The sequence below is a fragment of the Pseudomonas rustica genome (assembly GCF_049959085.1).
In the GTDB taxonomy this organism is placed as follows: domain Bacteria; phylum Pseudomonadota; class Gammaproteobacteria; order Pseudomonadales; family Pseudomonadaceae; genus Aquipseudomonas; species Aquipseudomonas rustica.
This window is the reverse complement of record NZ_CP188200.1, coordinates 21,874-41,808: the sequence shown is the minus strand read 5'-3', so window position 1 is coordinate 41,808 and position 19,935 is coordinate 21,874. Positions and strand designations below refer to the sequence as shown.

33 protein-coding genes are annotated in these 19,935 nt (G+C 54.4%); all 33 read right to left on the bottom strand.

Annotation, left to right across the window (positions count from 1 at the left end):
* Positions 1-22: 22 nt before the first annotated feature.
* On the bottom strand, positions 23-1,477 hold the full coding sequence (locus ACP3TY_RS00270; protein WP_159814926.1) for a catalase: 1,455 nt from the start codon (positions 1,475-1,477) through the stop codon (positions 23-25).
* Positions 1,478-1,718: 241 nt separating this feature from the next.
* Positions 1,719-2,105, bottom strand: a complete 387-nt coding sequence (rplQ, locus tag ACP3TY_RS00265) for a 50S ribosomal protein L17 (protein ID WP_007918448.1) — start codon at positions 2,103-2,105, stop codon at positions 1,719-1,721.
* Between the two features lie 42 nt (positions 2,106-2,147).
* Positions 2,148-3,149: a DNA-directed RNA polymerase subunit alpha gene (locus ACP3TY_RS00260; protein ID WP_003186012.1), complete on the bottom strand. Its 1,002-nt coding sequence runs from the start codon at positions 3,147-3,149 to the stop codon at positions 2,148-2,150.
* A 22-nt stretch (positions 3,150-3,171) separates the two neighbouring features.
* Entirely contained in the window at positions 3,172-3,792 is a 621-nt protein-coding gene (gene rpsD, locus ACP3TY_RS00255) for a 30S ribosomal protein S4 (protein WP_003176404.1), read from the bottom strand.
* Between the two features lie 18 nt (positions 3,793-3,810).
* Positions 3,811-4,200 (bottom strand): 30S ribosomal protein S11, encoded by a 390-nt coding sequence (rpsK, locus tag ACP3TY_RS00250; protein WP_002555466.1) that lies wholly within the window; start codon positions 4,198-4,200, stop codon positions 3,811-3,813.
* Positions 4,201-4,230: 30 nt separating this feature from the next.
* On the bottom strand, positions 4,231-4,587 hold the full coding sequence (gene rpsM, locus ACP3TY_RS00245; RefSeq protein WP_003186020.1) for a 30S ribosomal protein S13: 357 nt from the start codon (positions 4,585-4,587) through the stop codon (positions 4,231-4,233).
* A gap of 129 nt (positions 4,588-4,716) precedes the next feature.
* Positions 4,717-4,833 carry a 50S ribosomal protein L36 gene (gene rpmJ, locus ACP3TY_RS00240; RefSeq protein ID WP_002555468.1) on the bottom strand — a complete coding sequence of 39 codons (117 nt, stop codon included), beginning with the start codon at positions 4,831-4,833 and terminating at the stop codon, positions 4,717-4,719.
* 28 nt (positions 4,834-4,861) lie between these two features.
* Entirely contained in the window at positions 4,862-6,190 is a 1,329-nt protein-coding gene (gene secY, locus ACP3TY_RS00235; RefSeq protein WP_003228718.1) for a preprotein translocase subunit SecY, read from the bottom strand.
* Positions 6,191-6,628, bottom strand: a complete 438-nt coding sequence (gene rplO / locus ACP3TY_RS00230; RefSeq protein ID WP_042561340.1) for a 50S ribosomal protein L15 — start codon at positions 6,626-6,628, stop codon at positions 6,191-6,193.
* Between the two features lie 3 nt (positions 6,629-6,631).
* The gene (rpmD, locus tag ACP3TY_RS00225; RefSeq protein WP_003176408.1) at positions 6,632-6,808 is read right to left on the bottom strand and encodes a 50S ribosomal protein L30; all 177 of its coding nucleotides are present in this window, start codon (positions 6,806-6,808) and stop codon (positions 6,632-6,634) included.
* A gap of 2 nt (positions 6,809-6,810) precedes the next feature.
* Positions 6,811-7,311: a 30S ribosomal protein S5 gene (gene rpsE / locus ACP3TY_RS00220; RefSeq protein ID WP_007943782.1), complete on the bottom strand. Its 501-nt coding sequence runs from the start codon at positions 7,309-7,311 to the stop codon at positions 6,811-6,813.
* 3 nt (positions 7,312-7,314) lie between these two features.
* Positions 7,315-7,665, bottom strand: coding sequence for a 50S ribosomal protein L18 (rplR, locus tag ACP3TY_RS00215; RefSeq protein WP_003186037.1), 351 nt, complete (start codon positions 7,663-7,665; stop codon positions 7,315-7,317).
* Between the two features lie 10 nt (positions 7,666-7,675).
* Entirely contained in the window at positions 7,676-8,209 is a 534-nt protein-coding gene (gene rplF / locus ACP3TY_RS00210) for a 50S ribosomal protein L6 (protein WP_003176412.1), read from the bottom strand.
* A gap of 12 nt (positions 8,210-8,221) precedes the next feature.
* Positions 8,222-8,614 (bottom strand): 30S ribosomal protein S8, encoded by a 393-nt coding sequence (rpsH, locus tag ACP3TY_RS00205; RefSeq protein ID WP_007918458.1) that lies wholly within the window; start codon positions 8,612-8,614, stop codon positions 8,222-8,224.
* Between the two features lie 209 nt (positions 8,615-8,823).
* Positions 8,824-9,129, bottom strand: a complete 306-nt coding sequence (gene rpsN, locus ACP3TY_RS00200) for a 30S ribosomal protein S14 (RefSeq protein WP_003228726.1) — start codon at positions 9,127-9,129, stop codon at positions 8,824-8,826.
* Between the two features lie 13 nt (positions 9,130-9,142).
* A complete protein-coding gene (rplE, locus tag ACP3TY_RS00195; RefSeq protein WP_003176415.1) occupies positions 9,143-9,682 on the bottom strand; it encodes a 50S ribosomal protein L5 in 540 nt (179 codons plus the stop codon).
* 20 nt (positions 9,683-9,702) lie between these two features.
* Entirely contained in the window at positions 9,703-10,017 is a 315-nt protein-coding gene (rplX, locus tag ACP3TY_RS00190) for a 50S ribosomal protein L24 (protein ID WP_008081905.1), read from the bottom strand.
* Between the two features lie 11 nt (positions 10,018-10,028).
* Positions 10,029-10,397, bottom strand: coding sequence for a 50S ribosomal protein L14 (gene rplN / locus ACP3TY_RS00185; RefSeq protein WP_002555479.1), 369 nt, complete (start codon positions 10,395-10,397; stop codon positions 10,029-10,031).
* 23 nt (positions 10,398-10,420) lie between these two features.
* On the bottom strand, positions 10,421-10,687 hold the full coding sequence (gene rpsQ / locus ACP3TY_RS00180; RefSeq protein WP_003176419.1) for a 30S ribosomal protein S17: 267 nt from the start codon (positions 10,685-10,687) through the stop codon (positions 10,421-10,423).
* A gap of 2 nt (positions 10,688-10,689) precedes the next feature.
* Positions 10,690-10,881, bottom strand: a complete 192-nt coding sequence (rpmC, locus tag ACP3TY_RS00175) for a 50S ribosomal protein L29 (RefSeq protein ID WP_002555481.1) — start codon at positions 10,879-10,881, stop codon at positions 10,690-10,692.
* A complete protein-coding gene (gene rplP / locus ACP3TY_RS00170; protein WP_007896757.1) occupies positions 10,881-11,294 on the bottom strand; it encodes a 50S ribosomal protein L16 in 414 nt (137 codons plus the stop codon). Before rplP ends, rpmC begins: the two co-directional genes overlap by 1 nt.
* 12 nt (positions 11,295-11,306) lie before the next feature.
* The gene (gene rpsC, locus ACP3TY_RS00165; protein WP_003176422.1) at positions 11,307-11,993 is read right to left on the bottom strand and encodes a 30S ribosomal protein S3; all 687 of its coding nucleotides are present in this window, start codon (positions 11,991-11,993) and stop codon (positions 11,307-11,309) included.
* A 13-nt stretch (positions 11,994-12,006) separates the two neighbouring features.
* Positions 12,007-12,339, bottom strand: a complete 333-nt coding sequence (gene rplV / locus ACP3TY_RS00160) for a 50S ribosomal protein L22 (RefSeq protein ID WP_003103908.1) — start codon at positions 12,337-12,339, stop codon at positions 12,007-12,009.
* 11 nt (positions 12,340-12,350) lie between these two features.
* The gene (rpsS, locus tag ACP3TY_RS00155) at positions 12,351-12,626 is read right to left on the bottom strand and encodes a 30S ribosomal protein S19 (protein WP_003228731.1); all 276 of its coding nucleotides are present in this window, start codon (positions 12,624-12,626) and stop codon (positions 12,351-12,353) included.
* A 16-nt stretch (positions 12,627-12,642) separates the two neighbouring features.
* Positions 12,643-13,467 (bottom strand): 50S ribosomal protein L2, encoded by an 825-nt coding sequence (gene rplB, locus ACP3TY_RS00150; RefSeq protein WP_003228734.1) that lies wholly within the window; start codon positions 13,465-13,467, stop codon positions 12,643-12,645.
* A gap of 14 nt (positions 13,468-13,481) precedes the next feature.
* A complete protein-coding gene (gene rplW, locus ACP3TY_RS00145) occupies positions 13,482-13,781 on the bottom strand; it encodes a 50S ribosomal protein L23 (protein ID WP_002555488.1) in 300 nt (99 codons plus the stop codon).
* The gene (gene rplD, locus ACP3TY_RS00140) at positions 13,778-14,380 is read right to left on the bottom strand and encodes a 50S ribosomal protein L4 (protein WP_007918468.1); all 603 of its coding nucleotides are present in this window, start codon (positions 14,378-14,380) and stop codon (positions 13,778-13,780) included. Before rplD ends, rplW begins: the two co-directional genes overlap by 4 nt.
* A gap of 12 nt (positions 14,381-14,392) precedes the next feature.
* Positions 14,393-15,028 carry a 50S ribosomal protein L3 gene (gene rplC / locus ACP3TY_RS00135; protein ID WP_003228738.1) on the bottom strand — a complete coding sequence of 212 codons (636 nt, stop codon included), beginning with the start codon at positions 15,026-15,028 and terminating at the stop codon, positions 14,393-14,395.
* Between the two features lie 80 nt (positions 15,029-15,108).
* Positions 15,109-15,420, bottom strand: a complete 312-nt coding sequence (gene rpsJ / locus ACP3TY_RS00130; RefSeq protein WP_003186070.1) for a 30S ribosomal protein S10 — start codon at positions 15,418-15,420, stop codon at positions 15,109-15,111.
* A 159-nt stretch (positions 15,421-15,579) separates the two neighbouring features.
* Positions 15,580-16,773, bottom strand: coding sequence for an elongation factor Tu (tuf, locus tag ACP3TY_RS00125; protein ID WP_007918472.1), 1,194 nt, complete (start codon positions 16,771-16,773; stop codon positions 15,580-15,582).
* Between the two features lie 31 nt (positions 16,774-16,804).
* Entirely contained in the window at positions 16,805-18,910 is a 2,106-nt protein-coding gene (gene fusA, locus ACP3TY_RS00120) for an elongation factor G (protein WP_053124314.1), read from the bottom strand.
* 30 nt (positions 18,911-18,940) lie between these two features.
* Positions 18,941-19,414 carry a 30S ribosomal protein S7 gene (gene rpsG / locus ACP3TY_RS00115; protein WP_007916467.1) on the bottom strand — a complete coding sequence of 158 codons (474 nt, stop codon included), beginning with the start codon at positions 19,412-19,414 and terminating at the stop codon, positions 18,941-18,943.
* A 107-nt stretch (positions 19,415-19,521) separates the two neighbouring features.
* Positions 19,522-19,893: a 30S ribosomal protein S12 gene (rpsL, locus tag ACP3TY_RS00110; protein WP_003186084.1), complete on the bottom strand. Its 372-nt coding sequence runs from the start codon at positions 19,891-19,893 to the stop codon at positions 19,522-19,524.
* Positions 19,894-19,935 lie beyond the last annotated feature (42 nt).

Sequence of the window (19,935 nt, the reverse complement as noted above, 5' to 3'; positions counted from 1 at the left end):
TGAGGGCGGTTCTGCTTCTCGTTTAGACTTCGTTAAGCTGTACGTTGAGCAGCTTTGCGATTGCTTCTCCATACGCCGGATCGGCTTTGTAGAAATGCTGCAACTGGCGATCAACGACATCACTAGAAACACCACTCAGTGCACCGGCGATGTTGCTGACCAGCAGTGCTCTTTGATCGTCGCTCATCAACCGGAACAGCGCACCGGCGTGGCTGTAGTAATCGGTGTCTTCGCGGTGATCGTAACGGTCAGCCGCACCGTTCAGAGCCAGCGCAGGCTCGGCGTAATGCGGAGCTTGTTTCGGCGATTCGATGTAGCTGTTCGGCTCGTAATTCGGTGCTGCGCCGCCATTGCTGCCGAACGCCATCGAACCGTCGCGCTGGTAAGTATTCACCGGGCTGCGTGGCGCGTTCACCGGCAGTTGCTGGTGATTGGTGCCTACGCGGTAGCGATGCGCATCGGCGTAAGCGAAGACGCGACCTTGCAGCATGCGATCCGGCGACAGACCGACACCTGGCACCATATTGCTTGGGCCGAACGCGGCTTGTTCAACTTCAGCGAAGTAGTTCTGCGGGTTGCGATTCAGTTCCAGCTCGCCCACTTCGATCAGCGGGAATTCTTTCTGCGACCAGGTTTTGGTCACGTCGAACGGGTTCTCGTAATGCGCCGCCGCTTGCGCCTCGGTCATGATCTGAATGCACACGCGCCATTTCGGGAAATCACCACGCTCGATCGCTTCGAACAGATCGCGCTGAGCGTAATCCGGATCTGTGCCAGCAATACGGGCAGCATCCGCAGGTGCCAGATTCTTGATGCCTTGTTTTGTCTTGTAGTGCCACTTCACCCAGTGACGCTCGCCTTGCGCGCTGATGAGGCTGTACGTGTGACTGCCGAAGCCGTGCATGTGACGGTAGCCGTCAGGAATGCCGCGATCGGAGAACAGAATGGTCACCTGGTGCAGCGCCTCAGGCGAATGCGACCAGAAGTCCCACATCATCTGCGCGCTTTTCAAGTTGCTCTGCGGCAGACGCTTTTGCGTGTGAATGAAGTCCGGGAATTTCAGCGGATCACGGATGAAGAACACCGGGGTGTTGTTGCCAACGATGTCCCAGTTGCCTTCCTCGGTATAGAACTTCAGCGCGAAGCCACGTGGATCTCGCTCGGTGTCGGCCGAACCACGTTCGCCACCCACGGTAGAGAAACGCAGGAACGTCGGGGTTTGTTTGCCTACAGATTCAAACAGTTTGGCGCTGGTGTACTCGGTGATATCACGAGTGACAGTGAACGTGCCGTAAGCGCCCGAGCCTTTGGCGTGTACGCGACGCTCTGGAATATTTTCACGGTTGAAGTGTGCGAGTTTCTCGAGCAGGTGGAAATCGTCGAGAAGCAGCGGGCCACGTGGGCCGGCGGAGCGAGAATTCTGGTTATCAGCGACAGGTGCGCCACTGGCGGTCGTAAGCGTTTTGATCTGGCTCATACGGTCTTCTTCCTATGTCAGTCCTGGAACTGCCGGCTAATCGGCTTGGTGGGAAGTATTGATCATCGACGTGAGAGCCACAAATTCATTAACTCGTGCACATCGATAGATAATTACTAATTATGATTCCCAGTTCATGGTGACAGCTGACTTGTGTCAGAAGCTTGTACGAACAGCGCATTTTTCTTGCAGACACAAAAAACCGGGCACTAGGCCCGGTTCTTTGTTTCAGACTGACGTCTTACTCGGCGGATACAGCTTCGCCAGCAGTAGCACGATCAACCAACTCGACGTACGCCATAGGCGCGTTGTCGCCAGTGCGGAAACCGCACTTGAGGATGCGCAGGTAGCCACCCTCACGGGTAGCGTAACGCTTGCCCAGGTCGTTGAAGAGCTTACCAACGATGGCTTTCGAACGAGTACGGTCGAATGCCAGACGGCGGTTAGCCAGGCTGTCTGTCTTGGCCAGAGTGATCAGCGGCTCAGCAACGCGACGCAGTTCTTTGGCTTTCGGCAGTGTAGTTTTGATCAGCTCGTGCTCGAACAGCGACACCGCCATGTTTTGGAACATGGCCTTGCGGTGCGAGCTGGTGCGGCTCAGGTGACGACCACTTTTACGATGACGCATGGTTCATTCCTTACCAAACACTACGTTCGGTGATTACGACGATCAGGCAGTCGCCTTGTCGTCCTTCTTAAGACTTGCAGGCGGCCAGTTGTCGAGGCGCATGCCGAGGGACAGACCGCGGGAGGCCAGAACGTCCTTGATTTCAGTCAAGGATTTCTTGCCCAGGTTCGGAGTCTTCAACAGCTCTACTTCGGTACGCTGAATCAGGTCACCGATGTAGTAGATGTTTTCCGCCTTAAGGCAGTTAGCCGAACGTACAGTCAGTTCCAGATCGTCAACCGGGCGAAGCAGGATCGGATCGATCTCGTCTTCCTGCTCGACAACCACTGGCTCACTGTCACCTTTGAGGTCGACGAACGCAGCCAACTGCTGTTGCAGGATGGTTGCAGCGCGGCGAATAGCCTCTTCAGGATCCAGAGTACCGTTGGTTTCCAGATCAATAACCAGCTTGTCCAGGTTAGTACGCTGCTCGACACGGGCGTTTTCCACCACGTATGCGATACGGCGAACCGGGCTGAACGAAGAGTCAAGCTGCAAGCGACCGATGCTGCGGCTTTCGTCTTCATCGCTCTGACGCGAGTCTGCTGGTTCATAACCACGACCACGAGCTACGGTGAGCTTCATGTTCAGGGCGCCGTTAGACGCCAGGTTAGCGATTACGTGATCGGGATTAACGATCTCGACATCATGATCCAGCTGAATATCGGCAGCGGTAACCACCCCCGAACCCTTCTTCGACAAGGTCAGCGTAACTTCGTCACGACCGTGCAGCTTGATAGCCAGACCTTTAAGGTTCAACAGGATTTCAATTACGTCTTCCTGTACACCTTCGATGGCGCTGTACTCATGGAGTACACCGTCAATCTCGGCCTCGACTACTGCGCAGCCGGGCATTGAGGACAACAGGATGCGTCGCAGCGCGTTGCCCAGGGTGTGGCCAAAACCACGCTCGAGAGGCTCGAGAGTGATCTTGGCGCGGGTTGGACTGACAACCTGCACATCAATATGGCGGGGTGTCAGGAACTCATTTACCGAAATCTGCATGGATGCACCTATTTTCTAGCCCTTACTTGGAGTAGAGCTCGACAATCAGGCTTTCGTTGATGTCGGCGGACAGATCACTGCGAGCAGGAACGTTCTTGAAAACGCCCGACTTCTTCTCAGTGTCTACTTCTACCCATTCTACGCGGCCACGTTGGGCACACAGATCGAGAGCTTGGACAATGCGAAGTTGGTTTTTTGCTTTTTCGCGAACTGCAACCACGTCACCAGCACGAACCTGATACGACGGAACGTTTACGGTCTGACCGTTAACGCTGATCGACTTGTGCGATACCAGCTGACGGGATTCGGCACGAGTCGAACCAAAGCCCATACGGTATACAACGTTGTCCAGACGGCATTCGAGCAGTTGCAGCAGGTTTTCACCGGTTGCACCTTTCTTGCCAGCAGCTTCTTTGTAGTAGCCGCTGAATTGACGCTCGAGAACGCCGTAGATACGACGGACCTTCTGCTTTTCACGCAGTTGGGTGCCGTAATCGGACTGGCGACCGCGGCGTTGGCCGTGGATACCAGGTGCTGCTTCAATGTTGCACTTCGATTCGATCGCGCGCACGCCGCTCTTCAGGAAGAGATCGGTGCCTTCGCGACGAGCGAGTTTGCATTTTGGACCAATGTAACGAGCCATTCTTTACAATCTCCTGGATTACACGCGGCGCTTCTTCGGCGGACGGCACCCGTTGTGCGGGATTGGCGTCACGTCGGTGATGCTGGCGATCTTATAGCCACAGCCGTTCAATGCACGGACAGCAGACTCACGACCTGGACCTGGACCTTTGACGTTAACGTCGAGGTTTTTCAGGCCATATTCCAGCGCAGCTTGACCAGCACGTTCAGCAGCTACTTGAGCAGCAAACGGGGTGGACTTGCGGGAACCGCGGAAACCCGAACCACCGGAGGTAGCCCAAGAAAGCGCGTTACCTTGACGGTCGGTGATGGTCACGATTGTGTTGTTAAAAGAAGCATGGATGTGGGCGATGCCATCAACCACTGTCTTTTTAACTTTTTTACGAGGACGAGCAGCAGGTTTTGCCATGATTAATTTCCTGTCGATTCGCGTGGGCGATTACTTGCGGATCGGCTTACGCGGACCTTTACGGGTACGCGCGTTAGTCTTGGTACGCTGACCGCGTACTGGAAGACCACGACGATGACGCAGACCACGGTAGCAACCGAGGTCCATCAAACGCTTGATTTTCATGTTGATTTCGCGACGCAGGTCACCTTCAGTGGTGAACTTCGCCACTTCGCCACGCAATTGCTCAATCTGCTCATCGCTCAGATCTTTGATCTTTGCGGCTGGGTTTACCCCAGTCACTGCGCAAATTTTCTGCGCAGTAGTGCGACCAACACCATAGATGTAGGTCAGCGAGATAACAGTGTGCTTGTTATCTGGAATGTTAACGCCTGCAATACGGGCCATTCAGTGGGACTCCAATTGACAGCTACCTACGCCCCGGAAGCCAAGAAATAGGGCGCGAGATAATATCGCTGTAATAACAAATAATCAACCCGGCAGCGCACTAGCTGCCGGGCTTCAAGCGGATCACACTCAGCCTTGGCGCTGTTTGTGACGCGGTTCCGCGCTGCAAATTACTCGAACAACACCTTCGCGGCGAATAATCTTGCAGTTACGGCACAGCTTTTTCACCGATGCACGAACTTTCATCACCAACTCCTCGAACCTTATGGGGTACTCAGCGCAACATGCCGCTGCCGTAGCCCTTCAGGTTGGCTTTCTTCATCAGGGATTCGTACTGGTGCGAAACGAGGTGCGATTGTACTTGGGACATGAAGTCCATCACAACCACGACCACGATCAGCAACGAGGTCCCGCCAAGGTAGAACGGTACGTTTGCTGCGACCACCAGGAACTGGGGAAGCAGGCACACGGCCGTCATGTAAAGAGCACCGAACATGGTCAAGCGAGTCAGAACGCCATCAATGTAGCGCGCAGACTGCTCACCTGGACGGATGCCCGGAATAAAGGCACCGGACTTCTTCAGGTTTTCCGCTACGTCTTTCGGATTGAACATCAACGCCGTATAGAAGAAGCAGAAGAAAATAATCCCTGCACTAAACAGCAGAATATTCAACGGCTGACCAGGAGCGATCGACTGCGAGATGTCCTGCAACCAGCCCATACCTTCAGACTGACCAAACCAGGCACCCAACGAAGCCGGGAACAGCAAAATGCTGCTCGCGAAAATAGCTGGAATAACACCAGCCATGTTCACTTTCAGCGGCAAGTGGCTTGTCTGCGCAGCAAAAACCTTGCGGCCCTGCTGACGCTTGGCGTAGTGAACAGCAATACGACGCTGACCACGCTCAATGAACACCACGAAACCGATAATCGCTACTGCCAGCAAACCGATGGCAACCAGGGCGAAGATGTTGATATCACCCTGACGTGCAGACTCGAAAGACTGCCCGATTGCTCTCGGAAGACCGGCGACGATACCCGAAAAAATCAACATCGAGATACCGTTACCTACACCGCGCTCAGTAATCTGCTCACCCAGCCACATCATGAACATCGCACCAGCCACAAACGTGGATACCGCGACGAAATGGAAGCCAAAGTCACCAGTGAACGCAACGCCCTGCCCCGCCAGACCTATGGACATGCCAATAGCCTGAACCAGAGCGAGGACGACGGTGCCGTAGCGGGTGTACTGGCTGATCTTGCGACGGCCAGCTTCACCTTCCTTCTTCAACTGCTCCAGCTGCGGGCTGACGGCGGTCATCAGTTGCATGATGATCGATGCCGAAATGTACGGCATGATCCCCAGTGCAAAGATGCTCATCCGTTCCAGCGCGCCGCCGGAGAACATGTTGAACAAGCTAAGAATGGTCCCCTCATTCTGTCGAAACAGGTCTGCGAGTCGGTCCGGGTTAATACCTGGAACCGGGATGTGTGCGCCTATTCGGTAGACGATAATCGCCAGGAACAGAAAACGCAGACGAGCCCAGAGTTCAGACATACCGCCTTTGCCGAGCGCAGAGAGAGCACCTTGCTTAGCCATTTATTCCTCGAACTTGCCGCCAGCTGCTTCGATAGCCGAACGCGCACCTTTGGTGGCGCCGATTCCCTTGCCGATAGTGACAGCGCGAGTCACTTCACCGGACAGCATGATTTTCACACGCTGTACGTTGACGTTGATCACGTTGGCATCTTTCAGGGACTGCACGGTAACGATGTCGCCTTCCACTTTAGCCAGCTCGGACAAACGCACTTCTGCGCGATCCATGGCCTTCAGGGAAACGAAACCGAACTTCGGCAGACGACGATGCAGCGGCTGTTGACCGCCTTCAAAGCCTGGAGCAATAGTGCCACCGGAGCGGGAGGTTTGACCTTTGTGGCCACGGCCACCAGTCTTACCCAAACCGCTACCGATACCACGGCCCGGACGATGCTTTTCGCGACGGGAACCCGGCGCTGGACTCAGATCATTGAGTTTCATCGATTAACCCTCGACACGCAGCATGTAGTAAGCCTTGTTGATCATCCCGCGATTCTCGGGAGTATCCTGGACTTCTACAGTGTGACCGATGCGACGCAGACCCAGACCCTTAACGCACAGTTTGTGGTTAGGGATGCGGCCGGTCATGCTTTTGATCAGCGTTACTTTAACGGTAGCCATGATCAGAAGATCTCCTTGACGCTTTTGCCACGCTTGGCGGCAATGGATTCAGGAGATTGCATAGCTTTCAAACCTTTGAAAGTGGCGTGAACCACGTTTACCGGGTTAGTCGAGCCGTAGCACTTGGCCAGAACGTTCTGAACGCCAGCAACCTCGAGGACAGCACGCATAGCGCCGCCAGCGATGATACCGGTACCTTCAGAAGCAGGCTGCATGTACACCTTCGAAGCGCCGTGACCGGACTTCATTGCGTACTGCAGAGTGGTGCCGTTCAGGTCAACTTGGATCATGTTGCGGCGAGCAGCTTCCATTGCCTTCTGGATCGCAGCAGGCACTTCACGTGACTTGCCACGGCCGAAGCCAACACGCCCTTTACCATCACCAACCACGGTCAACGCGGTGAAAGTGAAGATACGGCCGCCTTTAACGGTTTTGGCTACGCGGTTAACTTGAACCAGCTTCTCAATGTAGCCTTCGTCGCGCTTTTGGTCGTTATTTGACATAACTTAGAACTCCAGCCCAGCTTCACGAGCAGCATCAGCCAGCGCTTTAACGCGGCCGTGGTACTTGAAGCCAGAGCGGTCGAAAGCCACTTGCGAGACGCCAGCGGCCTTAGCACGCGTAGCGACCAGCTGGCCAACCTTTGTGGCCGCGTCGATGTTGCCAGTGGCGCCATCACGCAGTTCTTTATCCAAAGTCGAGGCAGATGCCAGGACTTTGTTGCCGTCGGCCGAGATGACCTGGGCGTAGATGTGCTGCGACGAGCGGAACACGCAGAGACGCACGACTTCTAGTTCGTGCATTTTCAGGCGTGCTTTGCGAGCGCGACGCAGTCGAGTAACTTTTTTGTCGGTCATTTGCTATGCCCTACTTCTTCTTGGCTTCTTTACGACGGACGACTTCGTCCGCGTAGCGCACACCTTTGCCTTTGTACGGCTCTGGTGGACGGAAGTCGCGGATCTCAGCGGCCACTTGACCTACCAGCTGCTTATCGATGCCCTTGATCAGGATATCGGTCTGGCTAGGAGTCTCAGCGGTGATGCCTTCCGGCAGTTCGTAATCCACTGGGTGCGAGAAGCCAAGGGCAAGGTTCAGAACCGTGCCTTTTGCTTGCGCTTTGTAACCAACACCGACCAGCTGGAGCTTACGCTCGAAGCCTTGGCTTACGCCTTGGACCATGTTGTTTACCAACGCACGCGTGGTACCGGCCATTGCGCGAGTTTGTTGATCGCCATTGCGAGCAGCGAAACGCAGCTCACCAGCTTCTTCAACAATCTCAACGGACGAATGGATGTTCAGTTCGAGAGTGCCCTTGGCACCCTTCACCGAAAGCTGTTGGCCTGCGAATTTTACTTCGACACCGGCTGGCAGCTTAACGGGGTTCTTAGCGACGCGAGACATGCTTATCCCCCCTTAGAACACAGTGCAAAGAACTTCGCCGCCGACACCGGCAGCGCGCGCAGCACGATCCGTCATCACACCTTTGTTGGTGGAGACGATAGACACGCCAAGACCGCCACGAACTTTCGGCAGATCTTCAACGGACTTGTACTGACGCAGGCCTGGACGACTAACGCGCTTCACTTCTTCGATAACCGGACGGCCTTCGAAGTACTTCAGCTCGATGGACAACGACGGCTTAGCGTCGGTGGTGATCTGAAAATCCGCGATGTAACCTTCGTCCTTCAGGACTTTTGCTACAGCCACCTTCAACGTGGAAGACGGCATGCTTACGACAGACTTTTCAGCCATCTGGGCATTACGGATTCGAGTTAGCATGTCCGCTAACGGGTCCTGCATACTCATGGGCTAGACGCTCCTAATACAGAAAAATTAGCCTTGCGGCTACTACTTGTCGCCGAGAACTTCCGGGCATGAAAAACACGGGCTCAGGCGAGCCGGTCATTCTAGACACACCCCAGAAATGAATCAAGCCCCAAAAGGGGCTTGATTCAGATTCAAGGCCACCGATGGTCAGGTTCTTGTGAACCTGAACATCGAGACTTTGACAGCAATTACCAGCTGGCTTTAACCAGACCTGGTACGTCACCACGCATTGCAGCTTCACGCAGCTTGTTACGGCCAAGGCCGAACTTGCGGTAAACGCCGTGCGGACGACCAGTCAGGCGGCAACGGTTACGCATGCGCGAAGCGCTTGCGTCACGTGGTTGCTTCTGCAGAGCTACGGTAGCTTCCCAACGTGCTTCTGGACTTGCGTTCAGATCAACGATGATAGCTTTCAGCGCTGCACGCTTGGTGGCGTACTTGGCAACAGTGAGCTGACGCTTCAGCTCACGGTTTTTCATGCTCTTCTTGGCCATTTTCCTACTCCAATCAGTTGCGGAACGGGAATTTGAAAGCACGCAGCAGAGCGCGGCCTTCATCATCGTTCTTGGCAGTGGTGGTCAGGGTAATGTCCAGACCGCGGAGAGCATCGATCTTGTCGTAGTCGATTTCCGGGAAAATGATCTGCTCTTTCACGCCCATGCTGTAGTTACCACGACCATCGAAGGACTTGGCATTCAGGCCGCGGAAGTCGCGAACCCGAGGCAGGGAGATCGACAGCAGACGATCCAGGAACTCGTACATACGCTCACGGCGCAGAGTCACTTTGACGCCGATCGGCCATCCTTCACGGACTTTAAAGCCAGCGATGGATTTACGAGCGTAGGTCACAACGACTTTTTGGCCGGTGATCTTTTCCAGGTCAGCAACAGCATGCTCGATGACTTTCTTGTCACCAACAGCTTCGCCCAGACCCATGTTCAGGGTGATCTTTGTAACGCGTGGAACTTCCATCACGTTCGAAAGCTTAAGTTCTTCCTTAAGCTTCGGTGCGATTTCCTTCCAGTAAATCTCTTTTAGTCGTGCCATGGTCTTCTACCTAGCAGTGTTCAAGCATCAACCGCTTTTTGGGTCGACTTGAAGACACGAATTTTCTTGCCGTCTTCTACTTTGAAACCAACGCGGTCAGCCTTGTTGGTTTCGCCGTTGAAAATGGCGACGTTAGAAGCATCCAGTGGAGCTTCTTTTTCGACGATACCGCCTTGCACGCCCGACATCGGGTTAGGCTTGGTATGACGCTTAACCAGGTTCAGACCGCTGATAACCAGACGGTTATTAGCGAGAACCTTAAGCACCTTACCGCGCTTACCTTTGTCTTTGCCGGCGATCACGATGATCTCGTCGTCACGACGAATCTTTTGCATGTCGGATCTCCTTACAGCACTTCTGGGGCGAGCGAGACGATCTTCATGAACTTCTCAGTACGAAGTTCACGGGTCACTGGCCCAAAGATACGGGTGCCGATCGGCTCTTGCTTGTTGTTCAGAAGAACAGCAGCGTTGCCATCAAAGCGGATAATGGAGCCATCAGCACGACGTACGCCGTGACGAGTGCGGACTACAACAGCAGTCATCACTTGGCCTTTTTTCACTTTACCGCGAGGAATTGCTTCCTTCACGGTAACTTTGATGATGTCACCGATACCAGCGTAACGACGATGGGAGCCACCCAGCACCTTGATGCACATAACACGGCGAGCGCCGCTGTTATCGGCCACATCGAGCATGGATTGAGTCTGAATCATATAATTTCTCCGACCCCTAGTCCTTAGACTTCCACAGCGCGTTCGAGAACATCAACCAGCGCCCAAGACTTGGTCTTGGCCAAAGGACGAGTTTCACGAATAGTGACTTTGTCGCCGATGTGGCACTGATTGGTTTCGTCGTGCGCGTGCAGCTTAGTCGAACGCTTAACGTATTTACCGTAGATCGGGTGCTTAACGCGACGCTCGATCAGTACGGTGATGGTTTTGTCCATCTTGTCGCTGACAACACGGCCAGTCAGCGTACGGACAGTTTTTTCGGCTTCAGCCATGATTACTTACCTGCCTGCTGGTTGAGCACAGTCTTCACGCGAGCGATGTCACGCTTAACTTGCGAGAGCAGATGCGACTGCCCCAACTGGCCAGTTGCTTTCTGCATACGCAGATTGAACTGGTCGCGCAGCAAGCCGAGCAGTTGCTCATTCAGCTGCTGTGCGGATTTTTCACGAAGTTCATTCGCTTTCATCACATCACCGTCCGTTTAACAAAGGCGGTGGCGAGCGGCAGCTTTGCAGCAGCCAGGGCAAAAGCCTCACGCGCCAGCTCTTCAGAAACACCCTCGATTTCATACAGGACTTTGCCTGGCTGAATCTGGGCAACCCAGTACTCCACACTACCCTTACCTTTACCCATACGAACTTCGAGGGGCTTTTTGGAAATAGGCTTGTCCGGGAATACACGGATCCAGATCTTGCCGCCACGTTTAACGTGACGGGTCAGTGCACGACGCGCTGACTCGATCTGACGAGCGGTGAGACGACCACGAGCTACAGACTTCAGCGCGAACTCGCCGAAGCTGACTTTGCTACCGCGCTGAGCCAGACCACGGTTGTGGCCTGTCATCTGCTTGCGGAACTTCGTACGCTTAGGTTGCAACATTTGGCGTACCCCTTACTTAGCAGCTTTTTTACGAGGCGCTGGTGCTTGTGGTTTCAGCTCTTCTTGGCGACCACCAATTACTTCGCCTTTGAAGATCCAAACCTTTACACCGATCACACCATAAGTGGTGTGAGCTTCGTAGTTGGCATAGTCGATGTCGGCACGCAGGGTGTGCAATGGCACACGACCTTCGCGATACCATTCAGTACGTGCGATTTCAGCACCGCCGAGACGACCGCTCACTTGGATTTTGATGCCTTTGGCACCAATGCGCATGGCGTTCTGTACTGCGCGCTTCATAGCGCGACGGAACATTACACGACGCTCCAGCTGCTGAGCTACGCTCTGCGCAACCAGCATACCGTCGAGTTCCGGCTTGCGGATCTCTTCGATATTGATGTGCACAGGCACACCCATTTGCTTGGTCAGGTCCTGACGCAGTTTCTCAACATCTTCACCCTTCTTCCCGATAACGATACCTGGACGAGCGGTGTGGATGGTGATACGTGCAGTTTGGGCCGGACGATGGATATCGATACGGCTTACGGACGCGCTTTTTAGTTTGTCTTGGAGATACTCACGCACTTTCAGATCTGCGAACAAGTAGTCCGCATAAGTCCGACCGTCTGCGTACCAGACGGAGGTGTGCTCCTTGACGATTCCCAGGCGAATGCCAATGGGATGTACTTTCTGACCCATCTCTTCGACTCCGTTACTTGTCAGCAACCTTGACAGTGATATGGCAAGACCGCTTGACGATGCGATCAGCACGGCCTTTGGCACGTGGCATGATGCGCTTCAGCGAACGCCCTTCGTTGACGAAAACGGTGCTGACCTTCAGGTCATCAACGTCTGCGCCTTCGTTATGCTCGGCGTTGGCTACGGCCGACTCCAGCACTTTCTTCATGATCTCGGCGGCTTTCTTACTGCTGAAAGCCAACAAGTTGAGCGCTTCGCCCACCTTCTTCCCGCGGATCTGGTCGGCGACCAAGCGGGCTTTCTGGGCGGAGATTCGAGCGCCCGACAACTTAGCGGCTACTTCCATTTCCTAACCCCTTAACGCTTGGCTTTCTTGTCAGCCACGTGCCCACGATAAGTGCGGGTACCGGCGAACTCGCCCAGTTTATGGCCGACCATGTCTTCGTTCACGAGAACTGGGACGTGCTGACGACCGTTATGTACGGCGATGGTCAAACCGACCATCTGTGGCAGGATCATCGAACGACGCGACCAAGTCTTAATTGGTTTGCGATCGTTCTTTTCCGCCGCCACTTCGATCTTCTTCAGTAGGTGAAGATCAATAAAAGGACCTTTTTTCAGAGAACGTGGCACTGTCGTATCCCTCTATTTACTTGCGACGACGGACGATCATTTTGTCGGTACGCTTATTACCACGAGTCTTCGCGCCCTTAGTCGGGAAGCCCCATGGCGATACCGGATGACGACCACCAGAGGTACGACCTTCACCACCACCATGTGGGTGGTCAACCGGGTTCATGGCAACACCACGAACGGTTGGGCGAACGCCACGCCAGCGTTTGGCACCAGCTTTACCCAGCGAACGCAGGCTGTGCTCGGAGTTCGAGACTTCGCCCAGGGTCGCACGGCATTCAGCCAGGACTTTACGCATTTCACCGGAACGCAGACGCAGGGTCACGTACACACCTTCACGAGCGATCAGCTGAGCCGAAGCACCAGCGGAACGAGCGATCTGTGCGCCTTTACCTGGCTTCAGTTCGATGCCGTGTACAGTAGAACCCACTGGAATGTTGCGCAGTTGCAGAGCGTTACCTGGCTTGATTGGAGCCAGAGCGCCTGCGATCAGCTGGTCGCCAGCACTCACGCCTTTAGGGGCGATGATGTAGCGACGCTCGCCGTCTGCGTAGCAGAGCAGTGCGATGTGAGCAGTACGGTTTGGATCGTATTCAATACGCTCGACAGTGGCGACGATGCCATCTTTGTCGTTGCGACGGAAATCGACCATACGATAATGCTGCTTATGACCACCACCGATGTGACGCGTGGTAATACGGCCATTGTTGTTACGACCACCAGTCTTCGATTTTTTCTCGAGCAGCGGTGCGTGAGGAGCGCCTTTATGCAGCTCCTGGTTGACCACCTTGACCACAAAACGGCGGCCAGGGGAAGTCGGTTTGCATTTAACGATTGCCATGATGCACCCCTTCCTTACTCAGCACTGCTGCTGAAATCGAGATCTTGGCCTGGCTGAAGGGAGATAACTGCCTTCTTCCAGTCATTACGCTTGCCCAGACCGCGAGCTGTGCGCTTGCTCTTACCCAGAACGTTCAGGGTAGTAACACGCTCAACTTTCACGCTGAACAGGCTTTCGACGGCCTTCTTGATTTCCAGCTTGGTTGCGTCAGTAGCAACCTTGAAAACGAACTGGCCTTTCTTGTCTGCCAGAACCGTAGCCTTCTCGGAAACGTGCGGGCCAAGCAGAACTTTAAATACGCGTTCCTGGTTCATCCCAGCAGCTCCTCGAATTTCTTCACGGCCGACACGGTGATCAACACCTTGTCGTATGCGATCAGACTAACTGGATCGGAACCTTGAACGTCACGTACATCTACGTGCGGCAGGTTACGAGCAGCCAGGTACAGGTTCTGATCAACAGCGTCCGACACGATCAAAACGTCGGTCAGGCTCATGTTGTTCAGCTTGCCCAGCAGATCTTTGGTTTTCGGAGTTTCAACAGCGAAATCCTGAACCACGACCAGACGATCAGTACGCACCAGCTCAGCAAGGATGGAACGCATTGCTGCGCGATACATCTTCTTGTTCAGCTTCTGGGAGTGATCCTGTGGACGTGCTGCAAAAGTGGTACCGCCGCCACGCCAGATTGGGCTACGGATAGTACCGGCACGAGCACGGCCAGTACCTTTCTGACGCCATGGGCGCTTACCGCCACCACGAACGTCGGAACGGGTCTTTTGCTGCTTGGTACCTTGACGGCCGCCGGCCATGTAGGCCACGACTGCTTGGTGAACCAGCGTCTCGTTGAATTCGCCGCCAAATGTCAGTTCGGAAACTTCGATCGCTTGAGCGTCATTTACATTTAATTGCATGTCAGCTTCCCCTTAACCGCGAGCCTTGGCTGCTGGACGTACAACCAGGTTGCCGCCAGTAGCGCCAGGAACAGCACCCTTGACCAACAACAGATTGCGTTCAGCGTCCACGCGCACTACTTCCAGGGACTGCACGGTCACGCGCTCAGCGCCCATATGACCGGACATTTTTTTGCCCTTGAATACACGACCAGGAGTCTGGCACTGGCCGATAGAGCCTGGGACGCGGTGGGATACGGAGTTACCGTGGGTGTTATCTTGCCCGCGGAAATTCCAACGCTTGATCGTACCCTGGAAGCCTTTACCCTTGGACTGACCGGTTACATCAACCAGTTGACCAGCGGCGAAGATTTCAGCGTTGATCAGATCGCCAGCCTGGTACTCGCCTTCTTCAAGACGGAATTCCATGGTGGTGCGACCAGCGGCAACGTTCGCCTTAGCGAAGTGGCCAGCCTGAGCTGCTGTTACACGCGAAGCACGACGCTCGCCGACAGTGACTTGCACTGCACGATAGCCATCGGTCTCTTCAGTTTTGAACTGGGTGACGCGATTCGGTTCGATCTCAATGACCGTGACCGGAATGGAGACACCTTCTTCGGTGAAAATACGGGTCATACCGCATTTACGACCGACTACACCAATAGTCATGTTGTAAACCTCATGAGTGTACGGGGCTTTCACCCGCTATGGCCGCCCATTTCAGAGCGTTACACGACTAAGACCGAGTCTTAGCCGAGGCTGATCTGCACTTCCACACCGGCCGCAAGATCAAGCTTCATAAGAGCATCAACGGTTTTATCCGTTGGCTGGACGATGTCCAAAACGCGCTTATGAGTGCGGATTTCGTACTGGTCGCGCGCGTCTTTGTTGACGTGCGGAGAAACCAGAACGGTGAACCGCTCTTTACGGGTAGGCAGTGGAATTGGACCACGCACTTGAGCACCAGTACGTTTCGCGGTTTCCACGATTTCCTGGGTTGATTGGTCGATCAGGCGATGGTCGAAAGCCTTCAACCTGATACGGATTTGCTGATTTTGCATTGGATTTCAGACTCCGGCTGCTATTCCCACCGAGCGCAATACGCCCGTTAAAAGGAGGCGCAATTCTATAGACGCCCCATATAGGTGTCAACCCAATAAAAAAAGCCCCCGCTGAGCGGGGGCTTTTTCAAAGCATCAAGCAATCTCTATAAAAGAGAATTACGCGATGATTTTGGCTACGACGCCAGCGCCGACGGTACGACCGCCTTCACGGATAGCGAAACGCAGACCGTCTTCCATTGCGATGGTTTTGATCAGGGTAACAGTCATCTGAATGTTGTCACCTGGCATTACCATTTCAACGCCTTCTGGCAGCTCGCAGTTACCAGTCACGTCAGTAGTACGGAAGTAGAACTGTGGACGGTAGCCTTTGAAGAACGGAGTGTGACGACCGCCTTCTTCCTTGCTCAGAACGTAAACTTCTGCGGTGAAAGTGGTGTGCGGCTTAACCGAACCCGGCTTAACCAGAACCTGACCACGCTCAACGTCGTCACGCTTGGTGCCACGCAGCAGAACGCCGCAGTTCTCGCCAGCACGACCTTCGTCGAGCAGCTTGCGGAACATTTCAACACCGGTGCAAGTAGTCACGGTGGTGTCACGCAGACCAACGATTTCCAGCGGATCTTGAACGCGAACGATACCGCGCTCGATACGACCAGTTACAACAGTACCGCGACCGGAGATCGAGAATACGTCTTCGATTGGCATCAGGAACGGCTTGTCAGTCACACGAACTGGTTCTGGGATGTAGCTGTCCAGAGTCTCAACCAGTTTCTTGACGGCAGTGGTGCCCATCTCGTTGTCGTCTTTGCCTTCCAGCGCCATACGAGCCGAACCGATGATGATTGGAGTGTCATCGCCCGGGAAGTCGTAAGTCGACAGCAGGTCGCGAACTTCCATCTCAACCAGTTCCAGCAGCTCAGCGTCGTCTACCAGGTCAGCCTTGTTCAGGAAAACCACGATGTACGGAACGCCTACCTGACGGGACAGCAGGATGTGCTCACGGGTTTGTGGCATCGGACCATCAGCGGCCGAGCAAACCAGAATAGCGCCGTCCATTTGAGCAGCACCGGTGATCATGTTCTTCACATAGTCAGCGTGACCTGGGCAGTCAACGTGAGCGTAGTGACGGATCTTCGAGTTGTACTCAACGTGTGCGGTGTTGATGGTGATACCGCGAGCTTTCTCTTCTGGTGCGCTGTCGATCTTGTCGAAGTCAACGATTGCGGAACCGAAAACTTCGGAGCAAACGCGAGTCAGAGCAGCAGTCAGAGTGGTTTTACCGTGGTCAACGTGACCGATGGTGCCAACGTTGACGTGCGGTAGGGAACGATCAAATTTTTCTTTAGCCACGACAATTAACTCCTAGCCTAAAGGGGCTGAATCAGCCTTGTTTTTTGGTTACGGATTCGACGATGTGCGACGGAGCCGTATCGTATTTTTTGAATTCCATAGAGTAGCTTGCGCGACCCTGGGACATGGAACGAACGTCGGTCGCATAACCGAACATCTCACCCAGTGGAACCTCGGCACGGATAACCTTGCCGGACACTGTGTCTTCCATACCCTGGATCATGCCGCGACGACGGTTAAGGTCGCCCATCACATCACCCATATAGTCTTCAGGCGTAACAACCTCTACAGCCATGATCGGCTCAAGCAACTCACCACCGCCCTTCTGGGCCAGTTGCTTGGTCGCCATGGAGGCAGCCACTTTAAACGCCATCTCGTTGGAGTCGACGTCGTGGTAAGAACCATCGAACACGGTAGCCTTCAGGCCGATCAGCGGATAGCCGGCAACAACGCCGTTCTTCATCTGCTCTTCGATACCCTTCTGGATAGCCGGGATGTATTCCTTAGGAACCACACCACCTACAACTTCGTTCACGAATTGCAGACCTTCCTGACCTTCGTCAGCAGGAGCAAAACGGATCCAGCAGTGGCCGAACTGACCACGACCACCGGATTGACGAACGAACTTGCCTTCGATTTCACAGTTCTTCGTGATGCGCTCACGATACGAAACCTGAGGCTTGCCGATGTTGGCTTCGACGTTGAACTCACGGCGCATCCGGTCAACCAGGATGTCCAGGTGCAGCTCGCCCATGCCGGAGATGATCGTTTGACCAGTCTCTTCATCAGTTTTAACGCGGAAAGACGGGTCTTCCTGAGCAAGTTTGCCCAGAGCGATACCCATTTTTTCCTGGTCATCCTTGGTCTTAGGCTCTACGGCAACCGAAATAACCGGCTCCGGGAAGTCCATGCGAACCAGGATGATTGGCTTGTCAGCGTTGCAGAGGGTTTCACCAGTGGTGACGTCCTTCATGCCGATCAGGGCCGCGATGTCGCCAGCGCGTACTTCCTTGATCTCTTCACGGGCGTTTGCGTGCATTTGCACCATACGACCCACGCGCTCTTTCTTGCCTTTAACCGAGTTGATCACGCCGTCGCCGGAGTTCAACACGCCCGAGTAAACGCGGACGAAGGTCAAGGTACCCACGAATGGGTCAGTGGCAATTTTAAATGCCAGAGCGGAGAACGGTTCTGCGTCGTCTGCATGACGCTCCAGCTCGATAGTCTCGTCATCAGGGTCAGTACCCTTGATGGCAGGAATATCCACTGGTGCCGGCAGGTAGTCGATCACAGCATCGAGAACCAGGGGAACGCCCTTGTTCTTGAACGAGGAACCGCAAACAGCCAAGACGATCTCACCAGCGATAGTACGCTGACGCAGAGCGGCCTTGATTTCCACGTTGGTGAGTTCTTCACCTTCGAGGTACTTGTTCATCAGCTCTTCGCTGGCTTCGGCAGCAGCCTCAACCATGTTGTTGCGCCACTCGTCAGCCAATTCTTGCAGCTCTGCAGGAATAGGCTTGCGAACAGGAACCATGCCCTTGTCAGCGTCGTTCCAGTAAACAGCTTCCATGGTCAACAGATCGATCTGACCCTGGAAGTTGTCTTCGGAACCGATAGCCAACTGGATCGGCACCGGAGTGTGACCCAGACGCTGCTTGATCTGACCGATCACGCGCAGGAAGTTGGCACCAGCACGGTCCATCTTGTTTACGTAAACAAGACGTGGAACGCCGTATTTGTTGGCTTGACGCCATACGGTTTCCGACTGAGGCTCAACACCCGAAGTACCGCAGAACACAACAACAGCGCCGTCGAGTACGCGCAGGGAACGTTCAACTTCAATGGTGAAGTCTACGTGGCCCGGGGTATCGATTACGTTGAAGCGGTGCTCGTCTTTGTACTGCTTCTCGGAACCTTTCCAGAAGGCGGTGATGGCAGCAGAAGTAATGGTAATACCACGCTCCTGCTCCTGCACCATCCAGTCTGTGGTCGCGGCGCCATCATGCACCTCGCCCATTTTGTGACTTTTGCCGGTGTAAAAAAGGACGCGCTCGGTGGTGGTGGTTTTACCAGCATCCACGTGAGCGACGATACCGATGTTACGGTAGCGACTAATCGGAGTAGTACGAGCCATAAAGCCCTCGCAAAATTAGTGAAGCTAAAATTAGAAGCGGTAGTGCGAGAAAGCTTTGTTGGCTTCAGCCATACGGTGCACGTCTTCACGCTTCTTAACAGCAGCACCTTTACCTTCAGCAGCATCCAGCAGTTCGCCAGCCAAACGCAGAGCCATAGACTTCTCGCCACGCTTACGGGCGAAGTCTACCAACCAGCGCATTGCCAGAGCGTTACGACGGGAAGGACGAACCTCGACCGGAACCTGGTAAGTAGCACCACCAACGCGGCGCGACTTCACTTCGACCAGCGGAGCGATGGCGTCGAGTGCTTTTTCGAAGAGTTCCAGGGGATCGGTGCCAGCCTTACGGGTCGCAACGGTTTCCAGGGCACCATAAACGATACGCTCGGCAACGGCTTTCTTGCCGCTTTCCATAACGTGGTTCATGAATTTGGCGAGGATCTGGCTTCCGTATTTCGGATCGTCCAGAATCTCACGCTTTGCTGCTACGCGACGTCTTGGCATGATAAGCCCTCAAGCGGTCTTCAGGTTAGCTCGGGACAGATCCAATGGATGCGTGCCCGACCTTACTCTTATCGACTCAATAAAATGAAAATCTGCAAAACGGCCGATTACTTCGGACGCTTGGTACCGTACTTCGAACGACCCTGGTTACGACCTTTAACGCCGGAAGTATCCAAAGAACCGCGAACGGTGTGGTAACGAACACCTGGCAGGTCTTTTACACGACCGCCGCGGATCAGTACCACGCTGTGCTCTTGCAGGTTGTGACCTTCACCACCGATGTACGAAGAAACTTCGAAACCGTTGGTCAGGCGCACACGGCATACTTTACGCAGTGCCGAGTTAGGTTTTTTCGGCGTGGTGGTGTACACACGGGTGCACACGCCACGACGTTGCGGGCAGTTCTGCAGCGCAGGTACGTCGGATTTCTCGACGATACGCTTACGCGGCTGACGTACCAGCTGGTTGATAGTTGCCATCTACTAGCTCCACTGTTGTCTTGCGACGCTATTGTCTTGCAA

What these genes read in the sequence shown, in the direction of transcription:
- rpsK (WP_002555466.1), bottom strand. Translation starts at nt 4,200, where the DNA reads ATGGCAAAACCTGCTGCTCGTCCTCGTAAAAAAGTTAAAAAGACAGTG.
- rplR (WP_003186037.1), bottom strand. Translation starts at nt 7,665, where the DNA reads ATGACCGACAAAAAAGTTACTCGACTGCGTCGCGCTCGCAAAGCACGC.
- rpsM (WP_003186020.1), bottom strand. Translation starts at nt 4,587, where the DNA reads ATGGCCCGTATTGCAGGCGTTAACATTCCAGATAACAAGCACACTGTT.
- rplV (WP_003103908.1), bottom strand. Translation starts at nt 12,339, where the DNA reads ATGGAAGTAGCCGCTAAGTTGTCGGGCGCTCGAATCTCCGCCCAGAAA.
- rplO (WP_042561340.1), bottom strand. Translation starts at nt 6,628, where the DNA reads ATGAAACTCAATGATCTGAGTCCAGCGCCGGGTTCCCGTCGCGAAAAG.
- rpsH (WP_007918458.1), bottom strand. Translation starts at nt 8,614, where the DNA reads ATGAGTATGCAGGACCCGTTAGCGGACATGCTAACTCGAATCCGTAAT.
- rpmC (WP_002555481.1), bottom strand. Translation starts at nt 10,881, where the DNA reads ATGAAAGCGAATGAACTTCGTGAAAAATCCGCACAGCAGCTGAATGAG.
- rpsC (WP_003176422.1), bottom strand. Translation starts at nt 11,993, where the DNA reads ATGGGTCAGAAAGTACATCCCATTGGCATTCGCCTGGGAATCGTCAAG.
- rplX (WP_008081905.1), bottom strand. Translation starts at nt 10,017, where the DNA reads ATGCAAAAGATTCGTCGTGACGACGAGATCATCGTGATCGCCGGCAAA.
- ACP3TY_RS00270 (WP_159814926.1), bottom strand. Translation starts at nt 1,477, where the DNA reads ATGAGCCAGATCAAAACGCTTACGACCGCCAGTGGCGCACCTGTCGCT.
- rplW (WP_002555488.1), bottom strand. Translation starts at nt 13,781, where the DNA reads ATGAACCAGGAACGCGTATTTAAAGTTCTGCTTGGCCCGCACGTTTCC.
- rplB (WP_003228734.1), bottom strand. Translation starts at nt 13,467, where the DNA reads ATGGCAATCGTTAAATGCAAACCGACTTCCCCTGGCCGCCGTTTTGTG.
- rplC (WP_003228738.1), bottom strand. Translation starts at nt 15,028, where the DNA reads ATGACTATTGGTGTAGTCGGTCGTAAATGCGGTATGACCCGTATTTTC.
- rpsD (WP_003176404.1), bottom strand. Translation starts at nt 3,792, where the DNA reads ATGGCTCGTTACATTGGTCCAAAATGCAAACTCGCTCGTCGCGAAGGC.
- rplF (WP_003176412.1), bottom strand. Translation starts at nt 8,209, where the DNA reads ATGTCTCGCGTCGCTAAGAACCCCGTTAAGCTGCCAGCCGGTGTCGAA.
- rpsJ (WP_003186070.1), bottom strand. Translation starts at nt 15,420, where the DNA reads ATGCAAAATCAGCAAATCCGTATCAGGTTGAAGGCTTTCGACCATCGC.
- rpmD (WP_003176408.1), bottom strand. Translation starts at nt 6,808, where the DNA reads ATGGCTACCGTTAAAGTAACGCTGATCAAAAGCATGACCGGCCGCATC.
- rpmJ (WP_002555468.1), bottom strand. Translation starts at nt 4,833, where the DNA reads ATGAAAGTTCGTGCATCGGTGAAAAAGCTGTGCCGTAACTGCAAGATT.
- rplE (WP_003176415.1), bottom strand. Translation starts at nt 9,682, where the DNA reads ATGGCACGACTAAAAGAGATTTACTGGAAGGAAATCGCACCGAAGCTT.
- ACP3TY_RS00260 (WP_003186012.1), bottom strand. Translation starts at nt 3,149, where the DNA reads ATGCAGATTTCGGTAAATGAGTTCCTGACACCCCGCCATATTGATGTG.
- rplQ (WP_007918448.1), bottom strand. Translation starts at nt 2,105, where the DNA reads ATGCGTCATCGTAAAAGTGGTCGTCACCTGAGCCGCACCAGCTCGCAC.
- rpsL (WP_003186084.1), bottom strand. Translation starts at nt 19,893, where the DNA reads ATGGCAACTATCAACCAGCTGGTACGTCAGCCGCGTAAGCGTATCGTC.
- rplD (WP_007918468.1), bottom strand. Translation starts at nt 14,380, where the DNA reads ATGCAATTAAATGTAAATGACGCTCAAGCGATCGAAGTTTCCGAACTG.
- rplP (WP_007896757.1), bottom strand. Translation starts at nt 11,294, where the DNA reads ATGTTGCAACCTAAGCGTACGAAGTTCCGCAAGCAGATGACAGGCCAC.
- rpsE (WP_007943782.1), bottom strand. Translation starts at nt 7,311, where the DNA reads ATGTCAAATAACGACCAAAAGCGCGACGAAGGCTACATTGAGAAGCTG.
- rpsQ (WP_003176419.1), bottom strand. Translation starts at nt 10,687, where the DNA reads ATGGCTGAAGCCGAAAAAACTGTCCGTACGCTGACTGGCCGTGTTGTC.
- rpsG (WP_007916467.1), bottom strand. Translation starts at nt 19,414, where the DNA reads ATGCCAAGACGTCGCGTAGCAGCAAAGCGTGAGATTCTGGACGATCCG.
- secY (WP_003228718.1), bottom strand. Translation starts at nt 6,190, where the DNA reads ATGGCTAAGCAAGGTGCTCTCTCTGCGCTCGGCAAAGGCGGTATGTCT.
- rpsN (WP_003228726.1), bottom strand. Translation starts at nt 9,129, where the DNA reads ATGGCCAAGAAGAGCATGAAAAACCGTGAGCTGAAGCGTCAGCTCACT.
- rplN (WP_002555479.1), bottom strand. Translation starts at nt 10,397, where the DNA reads ATGATTCAGACTCAATCCATGCTCGATGTGGCCGATAACAGCGGCGCT.
- fusA (WP_053124314.1), bottom strand. Translation starts at nt 18,910, where the DNA reads ATGGCTCGTACTACTCCGATTAGTCGCTACCGTAACATCGGTATCGTC.